The organism is Paraburkholderia kirstenboschensis, assembly GCF_032806925.1.
Classification (GTDB): domain Bacteria; phylum Pseudomonadota; class Gammaproteobacteria; order Burkholderiales; family Burkholderiaceae; genus Paraburkholderia; species Paraburkholderia kirstenboschensis.
In genome coordinates, this window is record NZ_CP136511.1 from 555,856 (window position 1) to 578,016 (window position 22,161).

General features: G+C 61.3%; 15 protein-coding genes and 1 pseudogene. 7 read left to right on the forward strand and 9 right to left on the reverse strand.

Annotation, left to right across the window (positions count from 1 at the left end):
* The first annotated feature begins 174 nt into the window (after window positions 1-174).
* Together RW095_RS02845 and RW095_RS02850 are read left to right on the forward strand one after the other, a co-directional pair.
* Window positions 175-2,100, forward strand: a complete 1,926-nt coding sequence (locus tag RW095_RS02845; RefSeq protein ID WP_317016319.1) for a potassium transporter Kup — start codon at window positions 175-177, stop codon at window positions 2,098-2,100.
* Window positions 2,101-2,567: 467 nt separating this feature from the next.
* Entirely contained in the window at window positions 2,568-3,008 is a 441-nt protein-coding gene (locus RW095_RS02850; RefSeq protein WP_317016320.1) for a hypothetical protein, read from the forward strand.
* A 69-nt stretch (window positions 3,009-3,077) separates the two neighbouring features.
* Here the strand turns inward: RW095_RS02850 and RW095_RS02855 are convergent, their stop codons facing one another.
* From RW095_RS02855 to RW095_RS02880, 6 genes are all read right to left on the reverse strand, one after another.
* Window positions 3,078-3,347, reverse strand: a complete 270-nt coding sequence (locus tag RW095_RS02855; protein WP_131321062.1) for a hypothetical protein — start codon at window positions 3,345-3,347, stop codon at window positions 3,078-3,080.
* A gap of 779 nt (window positions 3,348-4,126) precedes the next feature.
* On the reverse strand, window positions 4,127-4,510 hold the full coding sequence (locus RW095_RS02860) for a hypothetical protein (protein WP_394365033.1): 384 nt from the start codon (window positions 4,508-4,510) through the stop codon (window positions 4,127-4,129).
* Window positions 4,511-5,672: 1,162 nt separating this feature from the next.
* On the reverse strand, window positions 5,673-6,713 hold the full coding sequence (locus tag RW095_RS02865) for a hypothetical protein (RefSeq protein ID WP_317016321.1): 1,041 nt from the start codon (window positions 6,711-6,713) through the stop codon (window positions 5,673-5,675).
* A gap of 712 nt (window positions 6,714-7,425) precedes the next feature.
* Complete coding sequence (locus RW095_RS02870) at window positions 7,426-8,595, reverse strand: IS91 family transposase (RefSeq protein ID WP_317016322.1); 1,170 nt, start codon at window positions 8,593-8,595, stop codon at window positions 7,426-7,428.
* Between the two features lie 15 nt (window positions 8,596-8,610).
* Window positions 8,611-9,489, reverse strand: a complete 879-nt coding sequence (locus RW095_RS02875) for a tyrosine-type recombinase/integrase (RefSeq protein ID WP_317014806.1) — start codon at window positions 9,487-9,489, stop codon at window positions 8,611-8,613.
* Between the two features lie 426 nt (window positions 9,490-9,915).
* The gene (locus RW095_RS02880; RefSeq protein WP_317016324.1) at window positions 9,916-10,647 is read right to left on the reverse strand and encodes a GntR family transcriptional regulator; all 732 of its coding nucleotides are present in this window, start codon (window positions 10,645-10,647) and stop codon (window positions 9,916-9,918) included.
* A gap of 159 nt (window positions 10,648-10,806) precedes the next feature.
* On the opposite strand from RW095_RS02880, the gene RW095_RS02885 reads away from it, so the two are divergent.
* From RW095_RS02885 to RW095_RS02895, 4 genes and pseudogenes are all read left to right on the forward strand, one after another.
* Window positions 10,807-12,177, forward strand: a complete 1,371-nt coding sequence (locus RW095_RS02885) for a class-II fumarase/aspartase family protein (RefSeq protein WP_317016325.1) — start codon at window positions 10,807-10,809, stop codon at window positions 12,175-12,177.
* 23 nt (window positions 12,178-12,200) lie between these two features.
* On the forward strand, window positions 12,201-13,604 hold the full coding sequence (locus tag RW095_RS02890; protein ID WP_317016327.1) for a cation:dicarboxylate symporter family transporter: 1,404 nt from the start codon (window positions 12,201-12,203) through the stop codon (window positions 13,602-13,604).
* Between the two features lie 639 nt (window positions 13,605-14,243).
* Window positions 14,244-14,537 carry a winged helix-turn-helix domain-containing protein gene (locus tag RW095_RS41190; RefSeq protein WP_394365034.1) on the forward strand — a complete coding sequence of 98 codons (294 nt, stop codon included), beginning with the start codon at window positions 14,244-14,246 and terminating at the stop codon, window positions 14,535-14,537.
* Window positions 14,538-14,578: 41 nt separating this feature from the next.
* A pseudogene (locus RW095_RS02895) lies at window positions 14,579-14,800 on the forward strand (zinc-ribbon domain-containing protein); the annotation flags it as partial.
* 172 nt (window positions 14,801-14,972) lie between these two features.
* Here RW095_RS02895 and istB read toward each other — a convergent pair.
* Both istB and istA read right to left on the reverse strand, forming a co-directional pair.
* Window positions 14,973-15,806, reverse strand: coding sequence for an IS21-like element helper ATPase IstB (gene istB / locus RW095_RS02900; protein WP_317014949.1), 834 nt, complete (start codon window positions 15,804-15,806; stop codon window positions 14,973-14,975).
* Window positions 15,803-17,314 (reverse strand): IS21 family transposase, encoded by a 1,512-nt coding sequence (istA, locus tag RW095_RS02905; protein ID WP_449406524.1) that lies wholly within the window; start codon window positions 17,312-17,314, stop codon window positions 15,803-15,805. Before istA ends, istB begins: the two co-directional genes overlap by 4 nt.
* A 195-nt stretch (window positions 17,315-17,509) precedes the next feature.
* On the opposite strand from istA, the gene RW095_RS02910 reads away from it, so the two are divergent.
* Complete coding sequence (locus tag RW095_RS02910) at window positions 17,510-20,683, forward strand: AAA family ATPase (protein ID WP_317016711.1); 3,174 nt, start codon at window positions 17,510-17,512, stop codon at window positions 20,681-20,683.
* A 359-nt stretch (window positions 20,684-21,042) separates the two neighbouring features.
* Here the strand turns inward: RW095_RS02910 and RW095_RS02915 are convergent, their stop codons facing one another.
* Window positions 21,043-22,095 carry an alpha/beta fold hydrolase gene (locus tag RW095_RS02915; protein ID WP_317016328.1) on the reverse strand — a complete coding sequence of 351 codons (1,053 nt, stop codon included), beginning with the start codon at window positions 22,093-22,095 and terminating at the stop codon, window positions 21,043-21,045.
* Window positions 22,096-22,161 lie beyond the last annotated feature (66 nt).

Below are 22,161 nucleotides of genomic sequence, written 5' to 3' on the forward strand. Positions count from 1 at the left end.
GCGTTTTTGCGGGCAGTTCCTATACTTTCTGTAACCGTAATGCCTAAAGCCGCGATCGACCGGCAACCCAGGCGGCATCGTGATCGCCCCGATAAAGAAACGAACGACGGCGCGCAGCGGCACAGCGGCCCGTGCGGCCGTTGCGCTGGCGCACCACCGAATCAGGACGGAGACATGGGACATTCCGTATCCGCCGCGCCCGACGCCGACCGGGTCGGTGAGCCCGGTCCGCACCGGAAGGCCCTCCCGGCGCTTGCGCTTGCCGCGCTCGGCGTGGTCTACGGCGACATCGGCACGAGCCCGCTCTACACAATGTCCACGGTGTTCGCTCCAGGCAACGGGCTGCCGCTTAACGCATTCAATATCGTCGGCATCGTCTCGTTGATCTTCTGGTCGTTGATGGTGGTCGTCTCGCTCAAATACGTCGTACTGATCCTGCGCGCGAACAACCACGGTGAAGGTGGCATCATGGCGCTGCTCGCACTCGCCGCTTCGTCGGTCGCGACACGCCCCCGGCTACGCCGCGCGCTGCTCATCGTCGGGGTGATGGGTGCTGCGCTCTTTTTCGGCGACAGCGTGATCACGCCGGCGATCTCCGTGCTGAGCGCCGTCGAAGGCCTCGAGGTCGCGGCGCCGGGGCTGAAGTCGTGTGTGATTCCGGTCACGCTGGCAGCGCTCGTCGTACTCTTCGTCATGCAAAAGCACGGCACGAGCGGCATTGGCGCAGTGTTCGGGCCGGTGATGGTAGCGTGGTTCGTCGTGATCGGCATCGCGGGGCTCGTCAATATTGCCGCGGCGCCGGTCATTCTGGTTGCACTTAATCCGCTGCAAGGGCTCGGCTTTTGCCTGCATCATCGCTGGCTTGCTTTCGTCGCGCTCGGCGCCGTCGTGCTGTCGCTGACAGGCGCCGAAGCGCTGTACGCTGACATGGGCCATTTCGGCAAGCGTCCGATTCGCGTCACCTGGTTCGGCATCGTGTTCCCGTCGCTCGTACTCAATTACTTCGGTCAGGGAGCGCTGCTGCTCGTCAATCCCGGCGCGCTGTCGAACCCGTTCTATCGGCTTTTTCCGCAATGGGCGATCTTCCCGATGATTGTGCTCGCGACGATCTCAACGGTCATCGCGTCGCAGGCCGTGATCTCCGGCACTTACTCGATGACGAAGCAGGCGATGCAGCTCTCCTTTTTGCCACGGATGAACGTCGTCCACACGTCGGAGCAGGAAATCGGCCAGATCTACGTGCCCGGCATTAACTGGACACTGCTCGCCGCCGTGATTGCCGCGGTGCTCGGCTTCGGCTCGTCGACAGCGCTCGGCTCCGCATACGGCATCGCGGTCACCGGCACGATGCTGATCACGACGTTCCTGACTTTCTTCGTCGTCCGGTACGCATGGCATTACAACTGGCTGCTGTGCGTATTCGCAACCGCGTTCTTCTTCGTGATCGATGCGATGTTCTTTTCTGCGAACGTGCTGAAGATTGTCGAGGGTGGCTGGTTCCCGCTCGTGACCGGCGCGGTGGTGTTTACGATCATGGCGACCTGGGGCCGCGGCTGGGAAATGATGCTGGCCGAAGCACGCGTGCGCGCCGGCAAGACGCCGCTCAAACCCTACCTGACATCGCTGCTCGAACGCTCGCCGGTCCGTGTGGGCGGCACCGCGATTTTCCTGACGCCGCACCCGGAGGCGGTGCCGCATGCGCTCGTCAACAACCTGCTCCACAACCGGGTGCTGCATGAACGCGTGGTATTCCTGACAGTGGTCACGAAGGAGGTGCCGTGGGTGCCCGACAGTGAGCGTGTGACGGCCCAGCCGCTATGCCCGGGCTGCTATCAGGTGACGATTGTCTACGGGTTCAAGGACGAAGTCGATCTGCCGCAGACGCTCGTGACGTGCAAGCCAGCAGGGCTCGCGTTCGAGCCGTCGGAAACGTCGTGGTTCCTGAGCCGCGCGGCGCTCGTGCCGAAGCCCGGCCGCGGAATGGCGCTATGGCGCGAACGGCTTTTCGCGGTGATGCTGCATAACGTCGGCAATGTCGCCGCCTTCTTCGAGCTGCCGGCCAACCGTGTGATCGAACTTGGCGCGCGGGTCGAGATCTAGGCCACGGGAATCGTCACGATCGGCGCTTTTGACGTGCCGCTCCGCGCGGAATATCTGCGTCGCGCCAACGGTCGATGCCCGTGAGCGTCCGTTTAATCGAGGGAAGAAAATGGCGGCGTAACGGAGGCTGAGTGGCTGGGCTTGCGACCGACTCCCCTCCGGGCGACTCCAGCGCGCAATAGCAGATCGCAGTGGGGGTCTTACTTGTGGTTGCCCACCGTAAGCGGGACGCTCCGATTCACGGTGCCCGGCGGCGGCGCCGCCGACGACGCGTCTAGCGGCGGATACAACCATCTGCAGGACCTCAGATTCGCCTTGACGCTGCAGGGGCAGGCGCGCAAGGGCGAGCGGGGTGTGTTTTCGCCGACACTATCTACCTTAACTTCGGCCGGCATGATAGCTCAGTCAACGCGACGAGCGGTGTTCTCGGCACGCGTGAAACACAGCAGGACGCTCAGACGAGCTTCGTGGGAACGCTGGTGCAACTGGGGCGGCAGTCGCACTGTTGTGCGTCAGGAGTGGGGACACGTGATGCGATCGCGGGGTTGCGCTATCTCGGTGTGAAAGCAATACTCGACGCTGCAATCGGCACGACTGGTGGCTCGGGCCCAGGGACCAGTTCGGACTTTCATGTTGCGCAGATGCAGAACATCTTCGACGGGTTCGCGGGCGTGCGCGGCCGTGCAGCTATCACCGAGGACGGCGCCTGGTACATCCCCTTCTATCTCGACGTGGGGACGGGTAGCTCCAAGCTCACATGGCAGGCGCTGACAGGGCTCGCCTATGCGGCAAAGTGGGTTGATGTCGGCCTGATATATCGGTACCTCGCATTTTACGGCTCCGGTAATCAGCTCGTACAAACGCTGCGCTTTAGCGGACCAGGCTTGAATGTGACCTTCAAGTTCTGATCGACAAAGCCTGCGGGGCGGCGATGCTTGCTCCGCTGCAGCAAGACGGCATTCGACCGGCACTCTGCGTCAGTACTTGATGTCCCTTTTTTGCTGACGACCTTCCTGTTTCGTGCCGCGCTTGTCCTGCCTGCACTGCGAATTGCTCTTCTGGTTCGCGGCCCGGCAGTCGACCTTGCCCGTGCGCGCTTCGTGTTTGGCAGCCTGGTTTGCATTCCTGCCTTGTTGGCGCTGTTGCGACTGGGTAGTGGCGAGGGCCGCGCCCGATAACACCAGAAGTCCGGCGGCGGCCAGCATTGCGCCCTTCCGTCTCCACAGTTCGCTTCTTGAATCGATCATTTTCACGCTCCTCCGTTTTTGGTTGAAACGACGGCCAGCTATCGTGCCAAGCCGCCTTCGCATGCTTTTACAGAGCCAGATCCAGGAAGGCCTTCGCCGATTGAGGGAAGCGTCGATTCACCTCATCGCTGAGACGAGGGCGCTGAACCGCAGCCTGCCCGTCTATCTCAAGCTGCCCTCCGTCGAACCTCAAATGTGGGCCTACGACAACTGCATCACGCGGAAGTCTGCACGCTTTGGGGCGGGGCAAATCTTGAACCCCTATGCGACCCGTTACATGCCGCCATTCGCTTGCTCCGCATTCTCATACCCGCTTGTCCGACAGTTTCCCTTGCGGGTTACCTGCCGTTGCCACGACGAACTGAGGCGCTGGCAGACAATCGGGCTTACCGTGTTCCGCGTAGAAGGCACGAGCACGTTAGGTCCTGCCTATTCGCCGGCAGTCGCATTGCCCGTGTGCCCCGAGTGTTAAGCGGGACATCCGACTGCTTGCCTGTTGGCTCAAGCCTAACAGCGCCTTTGGCTTGCTTACGATGACGACGTTTATCAGCAGTTCGCTTCTGCTAACCATACTGCCCAACCTAGTACCCCATCCGCCTCGGCGCTGGCAGACAACAACTTTCTCTCGCGAGATTACCGCCGCTCAACGAGCGGGTTACATTGTCCCGGTGGCTTCACACGGAGCCGTCACTAATTCCGCATGCAACGGTAGGTTACGACTGATGGAACAATCGGTTTCCTTCGGGTCACAGCCAGATGAAACAATCTTCTACGCGACTTCACGTCGCACTGACACAGTCGTACTGGCACGCTCGCAGTGCATCGCATGCGATTGTGATAGTTCTGCCAGGTACCTGTTGCATAACGATCTGGATCATCGCAGCCGGTGGTTCCGCGTCGGTCGGAATGTCAGCCAGATACCGGAAAAGTGCCAGCGCCCGATTCGCCGTCGAGGCCTCGTGCCCGTTCGCAACGAAACTGCTGGCTTGTCGATCGATACGCGCGAGAATATACAGACCCCATACGTCGTTCGTCTGGCGCTGCGCAAACACTACCGTCTGCAGCGCAGTCGGCCGAAACACTGTCAGTCCCAAGGCACGGACCGGCGACACATTTTCCTCGCCCAGCGCTATCCGCTGCGGGCTGCGCTCCAGCACCCGCATCCGGTACACCAAGGCGCCGGGGCGGCTGTCGTTTGCCCAGAAGTAAACTGTTCGGCCGGCCAGCAGTTCCGACGGGCGGAAATCACCCCGCCGTTGCTCACCCTCGGCAGGTCCGGCCAGCGCTGCGGCATCCAGGAACTAGGGACGCCACTGCTGGTCGGTCGTGGACCAGTAGCGCATGGTGTGGAGAGCTCGCGCGCCGCGTAGACGGAGAAGGCGATCGGCGCCGCAATCGCGGCAAATCCGATGGCTACGACGATAGCTTTGACGGCGGTCTTGTGCATTGGCCTTATAAGCAGGGGCCTCGCCCCTTCTCCCGGACGCGTTCGGTACCCGATTGTAGCAATCCGACAAGGGCACGAAATTTTCCAGCTCTGCAGTGACTCCGACAAGACGGAAGCGACCTTACGTTAGCGAATGGCCGTTAGACTTTGATACTGTTGAAAAAGTCGCCGAGGAGGTTTTAGCAGTTGTTCTGCGCGAATATTGACCTCTCAGATCGGCCTATAAGCCGCTCGCACATGCCGCCCAAGGGTAAGAGGACCCCTGAAAACCTCATGAAATAGACGACCAGCGACTTTTTCAACAGTATCCTTTGAGAGCGGCCGTCGACGGCGCGGCGACCCGTATGACGGCAACGGGGTCGCTCTGAGCCGCTCGTCCTCAGGCGAAGTTCGGCCAATTGCTGCCGGTCGTCGCGCTCACGAGACAGGTATTCGAGAGGCCGCTTATTGTCGGGGACTTGCCAGAATGCCGTCTTCACGAAGCCGTCAATTCTCTTTGGCGCCCACCCGGCAGAAGGTCACGGTCTTTGTCGAGCCGCGTTATAGCGAGCGCGCCGCAGAAGCGCCACCCTCTTTCGTTGCGAGCGCACCCCAAGCCCCGCCCCCCTCTTTCCCCACCAGTGACAGCCCGAACGAGTGCCGGTTTGACGCCTCTGTCGCACGAGACCCGTCAGCCAAGCCGTGCTAATTTGGGCGGGTGACTGCGCTTTGATTGGATAACTCTGCATGTAGTCCATCAAGCCATATTGCTGGATCAAATGTGCGTTGTAGTCCACGGTGAACACAATGGGAAGAGGAATTGGTGGGGGCGGCAGACCATGCCCGAGACTAACAACCTCGATCTGCGAACCGTACAACCTCGCTACCAAACCTATCCCTCAGGTTCCTGCGGACGATGGGTGAGCAGAGAGCAAGAAACCATGATGCGTGTCAGGTAGCCCAGAAAAGAACCACTTGAATGGGGCTTTCGCCTCTTCCGTGTGGGGTGGAACAAGCGCCTCACCGGTTCTGATCGCCTTCTTGATCTCCTGAAACTGAGGATGTCCAACATAGTCGGCACCTAAAAGATACGCGAGCATGTTCAACCCGGTCTTGGCGAGTACTCGCCCCGTTACGTCCAGCTGGACAGAAAAATTCAGGCTGATGAGTGGATTCTGGATGTCGCTTTTCTGGATTGCCGTCAGGTCTAGCTGCTCGACGACCTTTCGGAATGCGGTCAATGCGCGGTCGAGGGGGAGGTCGTTTCGAAGGCGCAATACGATCTGATTGTCGGGGCGTCGGAAGAGTCTGGTGTTTGAAGGAAATTTTCCATTGGCATCCGGCTCGATGGGCGAGTGCCATATGCGAACGTCGGGTAGCTCGTCAGCTTCGGACCGTTCTCGGGTAACGTAACCGCACTCCGCCCAGCCAAAAGTCGTAATCTGGAACTTGCGCCGCCCGATTTCGGTTATCTTGCTGACGCAGGCTATTGACGATCCCAACAGTTCTTGGGCCTGCGAGATGAATGCGGCGAACCCGTCTTTATCTGAACCCGACACGCTGCACTTGTGTTCATCAACAAGAATCAGTTGCGGGAGAAGCGTCGCTTTACCCTTGAAGCCGATCTCGGCCTCTGCCGTGTAGCCTTCCGGCGTTATAACAACCTTCGTCTTCGCATCAAACTTCGGTGGGTTCTTCTTGCTACCGCGCTTTCGCCCCTCCGCCTGCATAAATATTCTTCCGATTGCAGTCGGCGAGCTTCGCAAGAACTCCAGTTCGAGTGGAGAGAAGATCGTTGTATTGCAGACCTTGCACACGATGTTGCGAAGCATAAATCGCTTGTCATCAGCGCCCAGGCCCGCTGGAACCATGTGCTCGGCACTGAAGGGACCATTGCTCGGACAGTAAATACATTTGCCCTCGATTTGGTCTTTCGGCATAAGCGCTCTCCGGTGTTGTTCGATTTTTTGCGGCTAGTGAAGAATGCGAGGTGGAGGCGACTCAGCGACCGCGACATTGCAAGCGCAGACCAGAAGCGCGACGACAGAATGCACGGTCCATTTGTTCATGGTCTTCCCCCGGTGTGGTTTGGCAGAACTGTAGCGCACCCAGACCGAAAATTGGTCCGGTAATCTGTGAGGACAGCGCCCGTGCTCGGCCCTCCGCTTTCCCCCTTAGGCCGTCCTCCGAACACGCTTGAGAATTTTGGAGGGTGCCCGGTTGCTGAAATCGGGCCGCGGGGCGTCGCTGCCGTGTGAAGGCGGTTGGCTCAAAGGTGCAGGCGAAATGTCCGCTGTTGTTAAGCGTTGTTCGACGCCTGCCCATGTCTGCCACCGCGTGAGTACACGACGAGGCATGCGGGCAGGCGTTGGACAACGCTCGAGGGAGGAAACCGCGGAGTGGTCCAGGACGGCAGGAATATTGCGCAGCTATGGGGATTTAAGTGCTCTCATGAACTGCGGAGACTCACAATCTTCAGTCGAAGCGAGGGTTTGGTGGTCACGTAAATATTCTGCTGCATCCATGCTGCACGTCTGTAGAGGTGTCGCGAGCGCGGCAAGGTCTGCTGGTAACGACAGGCACAAGCGTCTTCTCCTGGCGCTCGTTGCCGAAGAGCCGACAGTCGGTCTGGACAGCCAGGGTGATTCGTCTTCATACGTTGCTTCGGCAAGTGGGCGGAGCGCGAATTGGGTGGCTGCGCAGGAGGATGTCGATGATGATCATCGGCGCGCCGCAATGCCGGCAGACGAACTTCGGGGCGGGAGTGCCCGGTGACGGACCTTCGCTCACAATAATGGAAGCTGGCACGTCTGGCAGCGCCCGTATCGCAGCCAGATTCTGCCGACGCACGGGATTGGCCAGCAGACCATAGTGGCGAATCCGATGGAAGCCGACAGGCAGTACATGCAGCAGGAAACGCCGCATGAATTCCCGTGGCTCAAGCGTCATCGTCTTCTGGCGTGTGCGGCCGCTGGCCCGATAGTCCTTCCATCGGAAGGTCACGCCGCGTTCGTCGAGTGCTATGAGCCGCTGATTGGAGATGGCCACGCGATGCGTGTAGCGCGACAGATACGCAAGCACCGCTTTCGGTCCCGCGAACGGGCGCTTCGCATATACGACCCATTCGCACGTACGCAGCGGCGCGAGCCACTGTGCGAAGGCAGTGGGATCGGCAAGCCCGGCGTACTCGCCAGAGAAACGCAACTGGCCCCGGCGATGTGCATGGGTGAGCTCTTCCAGGAAGCGCCGCCGGAACAGCCGCGACAGCACACGTACCGGCAGGAAGAAGCCGGGCCGGCAGGCGACCCACCGCTCACCGTCTGGCGAGAGGCCTCCGCCGGCAACGATGCCGTGTACGTGAGGATGGTGCGTGAGCGCCGAGCCCCACGTGTGCAGCACGAGTGTCGCGCCGACCTGCGCGCCCAGATGCTTTGTGTCGGCGGCGATAGTGCGCAGGGTTTCGGCGGCAACGTCGAACAGCAGGCCGTAGAGCACCGCTTTGTTGTACCAGGCGATCGCGCTGATCGTGGCGGGCAATGTAAAGACGACATGGTAGTACTCGACCGGTAGCAGATCGGCCTGACGTGCTTCGAGCCAACGGTGCGCGGCGCTCGCCTGGCACTTCGGGCAATGGCGGTTACGGCAGGAGTTGTAGGCAACCTCGATCTGCTCGCAGCCGGAACAGCGCAACACGTGACCACCCAGCGCCGCGCTGCGGCACTGTTCGATCGCCGACATGACCTTCAGCTGTCCCAGACTCAGCTGTGCGGTCTGTCGCCACACGGGCCCATGCGCGCGGAACACGTCCGCGACTTCGGGCACGGCCGTGCGCCGCGTTCAGCCGTTGTTCTGCAGTTTCTCCAGCGGACTGATCACCTCGCGCAGCAGGTCGGTGGCGACCGGCGCATAGAGTGCTGTCGTCTCCAGCTTCTTGTGCCCCAGCAGAACCTGGATCACGCGGATGTCGACCTTCTGCTCCAGCAGGTGGGTCGCAAAGCTGTGGCGTAGCGTGTGCATCGAGACACGCTTGTTGATGTTCGCGGCTTCGGCGGCGGCATGGAGGGCGCGGTTGAGCTGCCGCGTGCTGGGCGCATCGACCGGATCGAGGCCCGGAAACAGCCAGCCGCGCTCCAGCATCCGGCCCTGCGCGTGCGCCACTCGCCACCAGACACGCAGGCGTTCGAGCAGCACCGGCGAGAGCATGGCGTAACGATCCTTGCGGCCCTTGCCCTGTTCAATGCGCAGGGTCATGCGCTGGCCGTCGACGTCGCCGACCTTCAACGCCACCACTTCACTGGCGCGCAGGCCGGCACCGTAGGCGACCGATAGTGCGGTCTGGTGCTTCAGATTGCCGGTGGCGGCAATCAGGCGGCCCACTTCGTCCGGGCTAAGCACGACCGGCAGGACGCGAGGCACGCGCACGGGTTGCATGCGTGCCATCAGGTCGGGCTCGTGGAGCGTGATCCCGAAGAAGAACTTCAGTCCGGTGATCGCCGCATTGAGCGACACGGGTGACACGCCGTGGTCGACCAGATGCAACTGGTAGCGCCGCAGGTCCTCGACGGTGGCGGTGTCAGGAGAGCGTCCGGGAAAGCGCGTGAACTCGCGTACGACACGCAGATAACCGGCCTGCGTCTTCGGTGCGAGCTGACGCATGCGCATGTCGTCGGTCATGCGCTGGCGCAGCGGACTGATGGGCTGAGGTGTGTGGGTCATGACTCTGCTCCCGTTGAACGACGAGGCGGATTGCCTCGCCCTTCAACATGAAAACAGAGTCGGCTTCCTCTCCAGAACCACTAGCATTGGACCGGAGCCCCATACCGCGCGAGCGGTTTAGTCCCCAGTCAGAGAGCCGCCCTTGCAGTGGACTTATTTCCGAGGACCGAAACGGGTCGGGAGTACGCACTGCCGACTGGCCGCTTCGGGGCCGCAGAATTCCGGTGACCGCTTTCGAGCGATGAGTTTGGGGAGCGGACTGACGCAGCCCGACCCTGAACTGCCCTTCATCAAGACGTTTCCACGGTCAGCAATGACATTCATAGCGGTCACCGAGCGGCGATTGCCTTAAGCGTTGCTGTCGATCGGTACAGCCAATTGGCCGCAACCTGCGGCCGATTGGTCCACGTACAACCCCTGCAACGGCTAAGCGTCGGAGCGCTTTAGTCGCATCGAAACGGAGAAGCGTTCAGCCGGATGGACACTGATCGACACCTCAAAGGTTTCCCCCGCCGAGTCGAGGTAGCGCCGCACAATCTCAAGCGCCGCCATCCCCTTTTTGACTTTCAGCCTTTCCGCCATCTCCTGCGAAATCAGCACGGCGTGCACGTCCTGCTGGATCTCCGCGATGCAGCGACCATAACGCGCTTCGATTAACGAACTGATAAGCGCATCCGGTTGAGCTCGCGCAGCATCTGCGACTTCCGTATAGGCCGGGTCGATATACACGTCGGTCCAACCGACCGGCGGACTCTCTCTGTCGCCGTCGATGCGCAGGCTCGAAACGCGCAGCCATCGCGCACCGTCTGCACATTTCAGCGTCTTAGCGAGTTTGCCGCTTGCGAGGATCTCCTCCGTCGATTGCACCAGACGCAAGTGCTCGGAGCCGAACTGCACGAGATCGTCCACCGATGCGAGCGACGGCCGAAACTCGTTCTTAGGCTGCGCCGATTCGACGCGCGTTCCGGCGTTCTTGCGCCGCGACACGAACCCCAACTGCTGCAATTCGTGCAGCGCTGCGCGAACCGTATGCCGGCTCGTCTGATAGTGGTCGCGCAGTTCAAGTTCGGTGGGCAGGTACGAGCCGACCGGATAGCGGCCGGACGCAATGCCCTCAGTCAAGTCGCGAGCGATGTCGGCGAAGTGCGGTCTGTTCATTTTTGGGGGTGGCGATGCAGTCAATTATCAGGGGCTAGGGTAAATCATAGCTTGCCCGATATGTTCGAACATATTAATTTACATATGTCCGGACATATCGTTGGCTTTCGCGTACCGTCCCGGCCCTTTAACCGGTTCCTGCACTTCCCAGAGGTCGTCATGACAAGTCGCACTATCCCTATGGCCAGCACTGTGGTCGATTCAATCCTGTTTCGCGACGCCTTCGGCACGGCGAAGATGCGTGCGCTGTTCTCCGATTACGCGCTCGTGCAGCGCTACATAGATGTAGAAGTCGCGCTGGCGAAGGCCGAAGCGCAGGTCGGCGTGATTCCGGCGGACGCGGCGGAAGTGATCGCACGTGAATCGACGATCGATCGGATCGATTTCGATCACATGCGCGACGAGACAGACATCGTTGGCTATCCGATCCTGCCGCTTGTACACCAACTCGTCGACATGTGCGGCGACGCAGGTCGCTACGTCCATTGGGGCGCGACGACGCAGGACATCATGGATACGGCGGTGTCGCTGCAGGTGCGCGATGCGCTCGATGTGATCGACGGCGACATCCGCGAACTGCGCACGATTCTGGTGGATCTTGCGAAGAAGCACCGCGATACGCCGATGGCGGGCCGCACCCACTTACAACAGGCACTGCCGGTCACGTTCGGCTACAAGGTGGCGATCTGGCTCGCAATGTTTGACCGGCATCAGCAACGACTGGCGGAACTGCGCCCGCGCGTCGCCATCGTCGAATTCGCGGGAGCCGCGGGCACGCTGGCGTCGCTCGGCGACAAAGGTTTCGAAGTGCAAAAGGCGATGGCCAAAGAGCTGAAACTCGGCGTGCCCGCAACCACGTGGCACGTGGCACGTGATGGTTTCGCCGAAGCGGTGAACCTGCTCGCACTCGTGACGGGCTCGCTCGGCAAGATCGCGCTCGACATCATGATCATGGCGTCCACCGAGTTCGCCGAAGTGTACGAGCCGTTCGTCAAAGGCCGCGGAGCCAGCAGCACGATGCCGCAAAAGCGCAATCCGATTTCGAGCGAACTTATGCTCGCTGCGGCGAAAGCCGTTCGTCAACACGCCGGCCTGATGGTCGACGCGATGATTCAGGACTTCGAGCGCGCCACCGGCCCGTGGCATGCGGAATGGATCGCGATTCCGGAGAGCTTCATCCTGTCGGCGGGCGCGCTGCATCAGGCGAAGTTCGCGCTGGGCGGACTGATCGTCGACACCGAGCGCATGAAACACAACCTGGGTATCACCAGGGGGCTAATCGTCGCGGAGGCGGTCATGATGGGCATGGCGCCGTTCATCGGGCGCCAGCAGGCTCACGATATCGTCTACGACGCCTGCCGCACCGTGAACGAGAAAGGCGGCACGCTCGCCGAAGCGCTAGCGGCGCTGCCCGAAGTCACCACGCATTTCGACCGCGCGGCGATCGACCGCATGACCGATCCCGCGAACTATCTCGGTCTCGCGCCGCAGATGGTTGACCGCGCCGTCGAATTGTCCAGCGACATCTAAGGGAAAGCCGTGCAGGAGCACACATGATGAATAACCATATCGCACCAAACGAAGCGCCCAGCGTTACGCCGTCCAAACGCCTGCCTTGGTATCGCAAGCTGGGCATGCAGGTTCTGCTCGGGCTGATCCTCGGCATTGCCGTCGGTCTGATTTTCCCCAAGTTTGGCGGACAGCTCAAAGTGCTGGGCGACATCTTTTTGTCGCTCATCAAGGCGGGCGTCGCGCCGCTGGTGTTTCTGACGATCGTGCATGGCATCGCATCGGCCGGTGATATCAAGAGTGCAGGCCGAGTCGGATGGCGCTCTATCGTCTATTTCGAAGTGGTATCGACTATTGCCTTGATGGTCGGGCTGCTGGCAGGCAACCTGCTGCAAATTGGAAAGGGCATGACAGCCGTCGCCGTCGGATCGGCCCCGCCGGCAGTCGGGAAGATGGCGCCACATGGCTTTGTCGACTTCATCATGCATATCGTGCCGGACAACTTCATCGGCGCGTTCGTCAAGGGAGAACTGCTTCAGGTGGTGGTGCTGGCCGTCATGGTCGGTATCGGCATCCTCGCGATTCCCGAAGGCCGCCGCGTCAGGATCAACGAAGGGCTCGATCTCGTGTCGGAAGTGCTGTTCTCGTTCATCAACCTGGTGATGAAGTTGGCGCCCCTCGGTACCTTCGGCGCGGTCGCATACTCGGTGGGCAGCAACGGTACTGCTGTGCTGATCGCGCTTGCCCAGCTCGTTTTCAGTTTCTACGCGGTTGTGATCCTGTTCATCGTCGTGGTTATGGGGATCATCGCGAGGCTGGCAGGCTTTAGTCTCTGGCGGTTCCTGCGCTACATCAAGGACGAGATCCTCATCGTGCTGGGTACCGCTTCATCCGAGAGTGCGCTTCCGCGCCTTCTGATCAAACTCGAAAGGCTTGGGTGTGCCAAGCAGACGGTTGGTCTCGTGTTGCCCACCGGATATGCATTCAATCTCGACGGGACGTCACTGTTCATGTCGATGGGCTTGCTATTCATCGCTCATGCGTACGGCGTGCCGATCACGCTTGAGCATCAGATTGGCTTGTTGTTGCTGATGCTGCTCACGTCCAAAGGCGCGGCCACGGTTTCGGGTGGATCGTTCGTTGTGTTCGCGGCGACGGTGGCGTCGACCGGCATCCTGCCCATCGAAGGGGTCGCAATCATCTTCGGCGTGTACCGCTTCATGTCGATGGCGATCGCCACCTGCAACACGATCGGCAACAGTCTCGCGACGGTCGTGATTGCGAAGTGGTCGGGCACGTTCGATGTGCAGGTTGCCGAGCGCCATCTCTATCCGGAGCGCTATCCGGCCACGGCACAGGCTGATGAAGGTCTCGCGGACGGTAACTTACTCCCCGAGGACATCAGCGATGCGAATCCGCACCCGAGCGGAATCGCCATGAAAAACTAGGGCACCACGCGATGATCCGTTCTGTCGGGCTCCCAGCGCCCTCTGGAGGCTTCGCGTTTCAGCGTTGCACCGTGGACGGGCTGCCATTTGTGCACGCTGCGACCGTCCGCAGTGGCCCGGAGGAGCGGCCATTCATGTGTAGATGGTGAACGTCGCAAGGTGGCCCGACTGGGTGAGGTCGCCAACGTCCGCTTTACGGTGCTCCATTCCGGAAAACCCCGATTCGGCTGACTGACCGCTTTGGAGGGAGTCGTCTGACCGTAGTGGGGTCGATAACTGCCGTTGATGATTGTTGGTAGACTCCTATGCAAGGCGCCCGTTTGCGTGCCTTCGGTGCTAAACCACTAACTTTGCCTGGTGAGAGCTGAAGCAAACGCTTTGCATATCGCGACCCGACAGAGAGGATATCTTCAGCGAGGCCGCGACGCCCCGAAACCCCGGTTCCACATACGTCAGTCGCCCCCTCAGGCGGAGGCGAGTCGCGCTTCGAATGTATGGAGCGCATTCAGAACGCGACGGCGATCGGAACTCCGGGCATCCAGACAAGGCCATTCCATGGTCCGGACCTTCTTCCTTTCAGAATTCACTACTTCGCCTATACTTTGCCTTGCTGAGCGAGCGTAGCGAAAGCAAAGTGTATTGATTCATTTCTGCCCTTCGCATCGGCAGGCCCATCCCGTCAAAACTGAACAGGAGACAGGTCATGCAATTCGACGAGCAGAAGAACTCCTCCAGGCGGTGTGGCGTGACGCCATTGTGACCGACGACTCGTTGGCCCAATGCGTTGGCGAACTGCGCTCGGCCTTGGGCGGGCATCGACAGCGTGTGATCCGGACCGTCCCTCACAGGGGTTACATGCTTGAGCTTCAGCCCATTGCACCTGTCATCTCTTGCGAAGCGATACAACGGACTCGATCTCGCTCGCCTCGTTGATCGAAAGCCGCGCCGTACCGCAACCTTGCGCGAATCGCGATATGCGCTGCATGAAGTGCGGGTTCGAGAATGCCGTTGCAGCCAGCTTTTGCGAGCAGTGCGGCGCCAGCCTGGCACGCATCTGCCCGAAATGTGGCCACGAACTGAGCCCGAGTGCGCAGTTCTGCCGTGCGTGTGGCACGCCTGTGGGTCCCTCGCCGCCCCCCATTCACTACACGCCACCCCACCTGGCCGAACGAATTCTGGCCGAGCATGCTGCGCTGTGTGGCGCGACAGTCTGGATGAGAGGCGCGCGACAAACAGGATGAGAATGTCGCGGCGAGCTTGATGATGCCGTTGTTGATTGACGCTGACAAGCGATTAAAGTTGATTGACGCGCGTTCGTTGATTGACGCTGGGCAATGTCGGATTAGAGTGTGCGTCAGGCGACGCGTGTCATGATTCGTTCTCTGGAGTCGCAGGCATGCCGACATTGTTTGGCGTGGCATAGCGCGCAGGGCGTCCTGGCCCCTGCTGTTTGCGCTGCATGGCGGTGCGCCGCCGGTAGCTTTCGACATTCATCTCGAAGATGGTCGAATGATGGACCAGCCGGTCGACCGCGGCCAGCGTCATGGCGGGGTCGGGGAAGACCTTGTTCCAGTCACCAAACGGCTGGTTGGCGGTTAGAAGAAGGGATCGGCATTCGTATCGGGCGCTGATCAGCTCGAATAACACGGAGGTTTCGGCCTGATCCTTGGTGACGTATGCAAAGTCGTCGAGAATGAGCAGGTCGAAGCGGTTCAGACGGTTGATGGCGGCTTCGAGCGCCAGCTCGCGACGTGCAACCTGGAGCCGCTGCACAAGGTCGGAGGTGCGGGTGAACAGGACCTTCCAGCCTTTGTCCAGCAGGCTCAGTCCGATGGCCGACGACAGGTGCGACTTGCCGCCGCCAGGCGTCCCGACCATGATCAGGTTGGCGCCGTTGCGCAGCCACCCATCGCCGGCACACAGTGCCGAGACCTGTGCTTTGGAGATCATTGGCACTGCATCGAAATCGAAGGTCTCCAGCGTCTTGCCCGGTAGCAGCCGGGCCTCCTTCAGATGGCGTTCAATACGACGTCTATCGCGTTCGGCAATCTCGTGTTCGGCCAGCGCCATGATCAGGCGTGCCGCGGGCCAGCCCTCCTTGTCGGCGCGCTCGGCGAAGGCTGGCCAGATCTGTTTGACAGCGGGTAGCCGCAAATCGTTGAGCAGCAGCGACAGGCGGGTAGCATCGAAATCGTGGCTCATGCTGTCATCTCCTGATCCAGGGTAAGCAGGGCTTCGTAGTCGCGCAACGAAGCCAGTTGTACGTGCACTTGTGGGACAGCTGCCGGATCCGGAGCAAAACGCGAGCGCAGTTCGTCCAGATCGGGTAGTCGACCATCGGCCAGGTTCTGTTCGAGCGCATGGGCCAGCTCGGCCTCGCAGGCGCGCTCGTGAGCCAGGCTCAGCAACTCCACCATGGTCTTGCACGCCGCGCGCGAGGACAGTTGCTCGCACAGGCGATCGAAGGTCAGCCGATAGGCCTCGCGCGGGAACAGCTGGTCGCGGTACACAAGGTTGAGCAGCGCCATCGGCTTGCGGCGCAGCGCGTGAATGACATGCCGGTAGTCAATGACGTGGCCATGCTTGCCGCTGGTGCCTGGGCGGCCACGCCGCAACGTCATCAGGGCCGTGCCGCCCAGGAACAGTTCCAGCCGGTCGTCGTACAGCCGCACCCGCAACCGGTGGCCGATCAGCCGCGACGGAACGGAATAGAAGACCTTGCGCAATACGAAACCGCCGGTGGAGGTGATGTAGACACGCGTTTCCTCGTAATCGCTGGTGCGCGTGTTGGGCAGAAGCTGCAGGAACGGCACTTCCGCCTTGATGCGCTTGCCATTACGCGCGTTGATGCGGCTGACGATCTCGTCGATGAAGCAGCGATAAGCGGCAAGGTCGATGAACTCGACGCTGCCGCGCAGCAGCAGCGCGTCGCGGATCGCACTCTTGAGGTGACCATGAGGACTCTCAATGGCGCCGTTCTCGTGTGCGACTCCACGGTTGTTGCGCGTGGGCTGCATGCCGTAGTGAGCACATAGGGCTTCGTAACGCGTGGTCAGATCGTCGCGCGCATCGCGATCCAGATTGCGAAACGCCGCCGACAGACTGTCGCTGCGATGCTCGAGCGGTGCTGCGCCAAGTGCCCAGAGCGCGTTCTGAAGCCCTTCGGCGAGGGCAACATAACTCTCGCCACCGAGAATGACGTGAGCGTGTTCAAAGCCCGAGCAGGCCAGACGGAAGTGATACAGGCGATGGTCCAGCGCGGCGCCGGCCACGGTGACGCCGAGAGCCTGCATCTCGGTGAAATCGGACAGCCCGAGCCGACCGGGCTGATGTACCTGGCGAAACATGACCTCGCGTTCCTCGCCATGCAGTGCCCGCCAGACGCGGATGCGCCGCTCCAGTGTGCGGCGCACGTCACGTGAGAGCTGCGGATGGCGCCGAAGCATCTCTTCCAATACTGCAACGGGCCGGATGCCTGGAGCGGAGGTCAGTAGTGGAACAATCTCCGCGTCGAAAATCCCGGCCAACGGATCCGCGCGCCGGCGCTCGCGCGGCGCCTTCTTCTGCGATGGCAACCGTGGATCCTCTTCGATGCGGTAGGCGGTGGCGACGCTAAACCCGGCCCGGGCAGCCGCCTCGGGTGGCGCTTCCTTGAGTCTGTGCTTCATGTAGAGCCTCATCTGGTGGTCGTTGACGTGGCGTCCGGGCACGGCGCACCTCCCATGGCATGGAAGGTTTGTTCATACCCGATCTACCGCGACTACCAAAAAAGCTCCCGGTGAAGGTCGCCTCCTGGCGCGGCATGGCGGCAGCGGTTCCGGGCTACGCCCGTTCCCGCTGCCGCCATGCCCGTTCTCTCATCCTGACTGACGCGCTCCTCTCATCTTGATTGACGCGCGGCAGCGCTGGAAGCGCGGGGGGAGACTGCTGGTGAACGTAAGAGCGTCACCGTGCTGTTCGCTGACCTGGCCGACTCGACGGCGTTGATTCGCGACCTGGATCCGGAAGACGCGCACCGGCTGATTGGACCGGTCGTCGAACTGATGATGGGGGCTGTGCACCACTATGAAGGCTACGTTGCAAAGTCCCTGGGTGACGGTATCCTGGCGCTTTTTGGTGCGCCCATTGCCCATGAGGACCACACGCAGCGCGCGCTGTACGCGGGGTTGCGTATGCAGGACGAGATGCGTCGCCACAGTAACAGGATCCGTCTGCAGTCCGGCATCCCGCTCCAGCTCCGGGTAGGTATCAATACCGGTGAGGTGGTGGTGCGCTCGATTCGAAAGGATGATCTGCACACGGAATACGAGCCGGTGGGGTACACGATCCATGTCGCCTTTCGGATGCAGACGATCGCCGCGCCTTCCTCCATCCTCGTGAGCGAGTCGTCCTACAAGCTCGCGAAGGGGTATTTCGAGTTCAAGGCTCTCGAAAACACCCACGTCAAGGGCATCCCGGAGCCGCTCGCCGTTTATGAGGTGCTTGGTCCGGGTGCACTGCGCACGCGGCTCCAGGTGGCGGCGCGGCTTGGCCTCGCCCAGTTCGTAGGCCGGCAGACCGAACTCGGGCAATTGCATCATGCGCTGGAACAGGCCACGGCGGGGCGCGGACAGATCGTCGCGCTGGTGGGCGAGGCCGGGGTCGGAAAGTCGCGGCTGCTCCACGAGTTCAAGGAACGCTCGCATCGCGGCTGCCTGGTGCTAGAGACTTTTGCGGTTCCGCACGGCAAAGCCTTTCCCTATTTGCCGCTGATCGAGCTCTTGAGGAACTACTTCCAGATCACCGCCCAGGACGACGATCGCCGATGCCGGGAGAAAGTCACGGACAAGGTGCTGACATTGGAGCGCAGCCTGGAGGACCTCTTGCCTTACCTGCTGTATCTGCTGGGCATCAGCGAGCCCGGTTCGGCACTTGCGGAGATGGACTCTCAGATCCGGCGCGGCCGCACGTTCGGTGCAATCACACGCCTCCTGGTGCGCGAAAGCCTCAATCAGCCGATCGAGCTCCTGGTCGAGGACCTGCAATGGCTGGACGGCGAGACCCAGGCGTTCCTCGCCTTTCTCGTCGACCGCGTGGCGAGCGCCCGGATGCTCCTGCTTATGAACTACCGACCCGAGTATGAGCACGGCTGGGGTCAAAAAAGCTACTGTACCCAGCTGCGGCTCGATGCCCTGGACCAGGTCGAAGCCCCACGACTGCTCATGTCCCTGCTGGGGGACGATCTCAGTCTGTCGCCCCTCAAGCAGCTAATCCTGGAGAAAACTGAGGGCAATCCGTTCTTCATGGAGGAGATCGTCCAGACCCTGGCCGAGGAGAAGTTGTTGCTCGGCCCCCCCGGACGTTACCGCATCGAGACGACGCCGACGACGCTGCATATGCCGACCACCGTGCAGGGTGTGCTCGCGGCCCGCATGGATCGGCTCCCCACCGCGGAAAAGGCGTTGCTGCAGACCCTCGCCGTGGTCGGCAAGGAGTCTCCCTGGAGGCTGATCCATGCGGTTGTCGGGCAGCCTGAGGACGAGTTGCGCCGCCTTTTGTGCCACCTGCAGGCCGCAGAATTCATTTACGAGCGCTCGACATTCCGGGGGGAGGAATATAGTTTCAAGCACGCCCTCACCCAGGAGGTGGCGGGCAACTCCCTACTCGCAGAACAGCGCAGCGTGCTGCATGAACGCACGGCGCAGGCCGTCGAGGCACTTTTCCATAGTCGGCTCAAGGACTACTGCAACGAGTTGGCACACCACTACAGCCTTAGTGGAAATACCCCAAAAGCCGTGGAGTACCTGCACTGTGCCGGACGACAGGCCTTCCAGCGTTCGGCCAATCTCGAAGCAATCCGTCATTTCAGCGCCGCCTTGGAGTTGCTCACACGGTTGCCCGAGACGCCCGAACGTGCCCGTCAGGAACTCACGCTGCAGCTTGCCATCGGGCCTGCCTTGATGGCCGCGCGAGGTTATGCCGCTTCGGAGGTGGAGGCTACCTACGCCCGCGCGCTGACATTGTGCAGGCAGGCTGGGGAAACCCCGCAGCTCTTCCCAGTGCAAGTGGGACTGCGGACGTTTTTTACGTTGCGTGCGGAGTACAAGGCGGCATTGGAACTGGGTGAGCGGCTGCTCAGCCTGGCTGAGAACGCCCGAGACCCGGTGTTGCTAGGTGAGGCGCATAGCGCGTTGGCGTCAACCTCGTTTTTTCTGGGCGAGATCGGCACGGCCCGCGTGCACCTGGAGCGGATCGTGGCACGCCATGACCGCACTCAGCATCCCACCCGCGACTTTCAGTATGGCCTGGCGCCAGGCATACGCGGACAGACCTTTTCGGCGTGGGTTCTGTGGTATTTGGGCTATCCGGATCAGGCCCGCGAACGGAGCCTGGAGGCCCTTGCCTTGGCACGGGCCATGTCTCACTCCTTTAGTCTGGCACACTGCCTGACTTTTACGGCCGAACTCCACCAATTTCGGCGTGAGGCGCAACTGACTCAGGAATACGCCGAAGCCGCCATCACGCTTTCGACCGAGCAGGGCTTTCCGTTCTGGCTGGCGTGGGCGACCATCCTTCGGGGCTGGGCGCTGGCCGAGCAGGGGCGCATCGAGGAGGGCATGGCGCAGATGAGCCACGGCCTTGCCGCCTATCGGGCTACAGGGGCTGAGCTGGGACGGCCGTACTTTCTGGGCCTCCTGGCCTCAGCCTATGCGAACGCCGGGCAAGCGCAGGCCGGGCTGAGCGTGCTGGTCGAGGCGATGGCCATGGTCGACAAGACAGGGGAACGTTATTACGAAGCGGAGTTGCATCGGCTCAAGGGAGAGTTGCTAATGCTTCCGGAAGCGAACATTAAGACTGGTGGGGCCGCCAGCGCAAAGGAAGCAGAAGCGTGTTTTCACAAGGCCATCGCAGTTGCGCACCACCAGGACGCCAAGTCGCTCGAACTGAGGGCACTACTGAGCCTGGCTCGGCTATGGCAACGACAGGGCAAGACAGCCGCAGCCCGGCATAGGCTGATGCAGCTCCAGGCCGCCTTTACTGAAGGCTTCGAGAGCGTCGACCTGCGGCAGACGAAGGTGCTGCTGGATGAGTTGCTTTAACGTGTCGTCCGCACATCTAGCCGGTGCACCTCTGGTCGTTGAAACCTAAATCAACGAAGGCAAGAGGCCGTCACGAGGCGCAACGTAAACGGTCCGCCACGGAGACGAGCCGGCGCAATATGAGCGGCAATGACGGAAATGCGCCATGGGACCGGATTCGGCCATGAACGGACAGTCGACGGGTCTGTTGCTCAGCCATTCAGGTGTCGGTTCAAGGCTAGAAGCGGCCGCTGGGATCAGGACGCAGTCCCATGATACCGTGCTCTGAACTGCTGCTAACTGCTCGATGCGCGTACAGTCGGCGCCGCATGCCCGCAAATGTGTACCGCGCGCCCCTTTAAGGCCGGGTGTCTGCCGGATCAAAACCTGTCAACATCGATCACCGCCTGCGCAAACGCTCGCGGCGCCTCCTGCGGCAGATTGTGGCCAATGCCGCCGGTGAGCGTGCGATGTTCGTATTTGCCAGTGAACTTCGACGCGTACACGCCCGGCGGCACGTGAAAGGCGCCGTTGGCATCGCCCTCCATTGTGATGCTGGGAACGGTTATGGGCGGCGCCGACGCAAGCCGCTGCTCGTATTCGTCGTATTTCGGCTCGCCCGTGGCGAGACTTTGTCGCCAGCGATAGTTGTGAATCGTGATCGCGACGTGGTCGGGGTTCTTGAAAGCCGGTGCGCTTCGCTCGAAGGTGGCGTCGTCAAAGTTCCATTTCGGAGAGGCTTGCTTCCAGATGAGCTTGATGAAGTCGTGTGTGTATTTCTCGTAGCCCGCGCGCCCGCGGTCCGTTGCGAAATAGAACTGATACCACCACTGCAACTCGCCCTCCGGTGGCAGCGGTTTCTTTCCCGCCTCCTGATTGCCGATCAGGTAGCCGCTCACCGAAACCAGTGCCTTGCATCGCTCCGGCCACAGCACGGCGATGATGTCGGCGGTACGCGCGCCACAGTCGAACGCGCCAAAGACGGCCTTCTGGATGTTGAGTGCATCCATCAGCGCGATGATGTCGAGCGCGACGGCCGTTGGCTGACCGTTGCGCATGGTCTGGTCCGACAGGAAGGACGTCGTGCCGTAACCGCGCAGATAAGGGACGATCACCCGGTATCCCTTCGCGCCGAGCGCCGGTGCAACATCGACGAAGCTGTGTATGTCATACGGCCAGCCATGCAGCAGCATGACGGGTGGCCCGTCGGCCGGACCGACCTCGGCGTAGCCGATGTTTAGGAGCCCCGCATTCACCTGCTTGATCGACGTGAACGACGTGTGAGTGCCCGGGTTGATTCGCGGAATCGATGGGGTTTTCGAAGATGGATTCTGGGCCTGGGCGGATCGCAGCACTTCGAATTGCGCCGCAACGAGCGCACCGGCCGCCATGCGCGCGAAGCCACGCCGACGTGAGTTAATCTCTTGTGGCATTTTTTCTCCCTGGTCGATTCGGCTAACGGAAGAACGGCTGGACGAGTGTGCCTTCGCCAAATGTTA

Coding starts and splice junctions, on each gene's coding strand:
- RW095_RS02855 (WP_131321062.1), bottom strand. CDS start 3,347: ATGATCGATTCAAGAAGCGAACTGTGGAGACGGAAGGGCGCAATGCTG.
- RW095_RS02865 (WP_317016321.1), bottom strand. CDS start 6,713: ATGCCGAAAGACCAAATCGAGGGCAAATGTATTTACTGTCCGAGCAAT.
- istB (WP_317014949.1), bottom strand. CDS start 15,806: ATGAGCCACGATTTCGATGCTACCCGCCTGTCGCTGCTGCTCAACGAT.
- RW095_RS02875 (WP_317014806.1), bottom strand. CDS start 9,489: ATGACCCACACACCTCAGCCCATCAGTCCGCTGCGCCAGCGCATGACC.
- RW095_RS02880 (WP_317016324.1), bottom strand. CDS start 10,647: ATGAACAGACCGCACTTCGCCGACATCGCTCGCGACTTGACTGAGGGC.
- RW095_RS02915 (WP_317016328.1), bottom strand. CDS start 22,095: ATGCCACAAGAGATTAACTCACGTCGGCGTGGCTTCGCGCGCATGGCG.
- RW095_RS02890 (WP_317016327.1), top strand. CDS start 12,201: ATGATGAATAACCATATCGCACCAAACGAAGCGCCCAGCGTTACGCCG.
- RW095_RS02845 (WP_317016319.1), top strand. CDS start 175: ATGGGACATTCCGTATCCGCCGCGCCCGACGCCGACCGGGTCGGTGAG.
- RW095_RS02860 (WP_394365033.1), bottom strand. CDS start 4,510: ATGCGGGTGCTGGAGCGCAGCCCGCAGCGGATAGCGCTGGGCGAGGAA.
- RW095_RS02885 (WP_317016325.1), top strand. CDS start 10,807: ATGACAAGTCGCACTATCCCTATGGCCAGCACTGTGGTCGATTCAATC.